This is a genomic window from Priestia sp. P5_B4 (assembly GCF_056400385.1).
In genome coordinates, this window is record NZ_JBFULJ010000748.1 from 1 (window position 1) to 1,888 (window position 1,888).

Annotated in this window: 3 protein-coding genes; 1 reads left to right on the forward strand and 2 read right to left on the reverse strand. The window is 39.1% G+C overall.

From position 1 onward, the window contains the following. Positions 1 to 90 precede the first annotated feature (90 nt). A complete protein-coding gene (locus tag AC1DRF_RS25480; RefSeq protein WP_035335654.1) occupies positions 91 to 555 on the reverse strand; it encodes a GNAT family N-acetyltransferase in 465 nt (154 codons plus the stop codon). A gap of 170 nt (positions 556 to 725) precedes the next feature. Between AC1DRF_RS25480 and AC1DRF_RS25485 the strand changes: the two genes are divergently transcribed. Then, on the forward strand, positions 726 to 1,232 hold the full coding sequence (locus AC1DRF_RS25485) for a hypothetical protein (RefSeq protein WP_013082979.1): 507 nt from the start codon (positions 726 to 728) through the stop codon (positions 1,230 to 1,232). 97 nt (positions 1,233 to 1,329) lie between these two features. On the opposite strand, the gene AC1DRF_RS25490 is transcribed toward AC1DRF_RS25485, so the two are convergent. Then, the coding region (locus AC1DRF_RS25490) for a glutamate ligase domain-containing protein (protein WP_477742015.1) at positions 1,330 to 1,888 on the reverse strand (559 nt) is incomplete at its 5' end.

Consider the following 1,888-nt stretch of genomic DNA (forward strand, 5'->3'; position numbering starts at 1 on the left):
AAAAAATCCGAACGAGTTGGATTCTTCATCAAGAATCTTGATTCATCGTTCGGATCTTCTTTAACTAAAATACGTTTGTCCCATCCTCTTTTAATCATTCAATTTCTTTGTCATAAATACACTGTATGGATCTTCTTTGTAAGTAGAAAACGGTTCGCACTCGTAAAATCCAAAACTAGCGTACAGCTTTCTAGCCGGTTCAAAAGCAGACGCGGATCCTGTTTCTAAGCTTAAGCGTCGGTACCCTCGTTTTTGCGCTTCATTTATTATGTACTGCAGCAGCTCTCTAGCAATTCCTTTTCGCAAATGAGCTGCGGCTGTTCGCATCGATTTAATTTCTCCGTGGTGCTCATCTAACTCTTTTATAGCCCCGCATCCTGCTAGCTGGCTGTCTTCCCACACGCTCCAAAACGTAATATCACGGTGTTTTAAGCTTTCAACATTTAGAGCATGAATACTTTCAGGGGGTGAATGTAAGTTCATTCCTTGAAGGTGAGAACTTACTAGTTCAATAACTTCATTGTTCGTTAAGTGGTCTCTTTTTATTTTAATCATTTTCTCTTCCTTCCTGCTACTAAGGGGTGGTCAACTACAAACCGACTTATGAATAAATTCACTGCCGACCTTTAAAAATCCTTTTATACACTCCCTTCTTTTTCTCCAGTTATTAAAACCGACTTTGCCAAGCAGATATTTCATACATTGTTAAACGGAGGTGAAATTCGTTGAAGAAGGTTTTATTTTGTCTTGTCCCTCTTTTGTTTTTATTATCCGCCTGCTTTAGTGATCCTGTTCAAGATGATTTAATCGACTATAACAACCAAGATTTAAAAAAAGCCGCTCAGCTTGAAAAAGAAGCGATTGACGCATACGATTCTGTTACAGGCGCTAACTACACAAGTGACGCAGTGATGTATGATACGATGACGAGTGAAGTCATTCCTACTTATCGTAAATTTGTTGACGAACTGGAAAACATCGATGTAGAAACCGACGATCTTCGAAAGGTTCATGAAGGCTATATAAAGGCTGCCAATACCCAGTATAACGCTTTCATTAAAATTGTCAGCGCTTTAGAAAAGCAGGACCGCAACCTTATTGCTGAGGCAAATGCTATGCTTGATGAGGCACGAAAAGGCATACGCGATTACAATGCAGCTATTAAAAAGCTGGCTAAAGAACATGATGTAAAAATTGAAGAACCAAAAACACAGCGAGAAAACAGCCTATAGTTTTGATGCAAAAAGAAGGTCTCTAAAAATAGTAAGAGACCTTCTTTCGTATGCTGTTTCAATTTCTCCACGTTCGTGCGATAAATGAAGAAGAGTATTAAGAAATATTGCTTAACGATGCATAATAAGAGGCAATAATCTCTTCATCTGAATGCGGAATTTCGTTGCCTTTTACAAGCTGAGCGCCGTTAATACAGCCGCTTGTAAGTAAAATAATGTCATTCGGCTTTCCTAAAGAAAGCGACTTTAATACTCCTTCTGTTCGAGTAGGGGCACGGTGAATATTACTTGCGCTTGGATTTGAAAAGCCTGTCATTACTTGATCTACAATTACGTTCGGATCATGATGACCTRGATGATCAACAGTTACGACAATTTCATCAGCTTTTCCTTCAATGACACGCGCCATTTTAGGCATTTTATTAAAATCTCGAATGCCAATGCCTGCAATCATGACAATTAGCTGGTTATACTCCATCTTTTTTACTGCTTCTACTAGACGCGTAAGGGCAACAGGCGTATGGGCATAGTCTAAAATCACTTTTTGGTTATTAGGACCTTCTATCACTTGAAAGCGCCCTTCTGGACTTTCCAATTGAGGAAGCACGCTAATAATATCCTCAATGTGGTATTCAAAGTGAAGAGCTGTACCAATG

What these genes read in the sequence shown, in the direction of transcription:
- AC1DRF_RS25480 (WP_035335654.1), bottom strand. Translation starts at nt 555, where the DNA reads ATGATTAAAATAAAAAGAGACCACTTAACGAACAATGAAGTTATTGAA.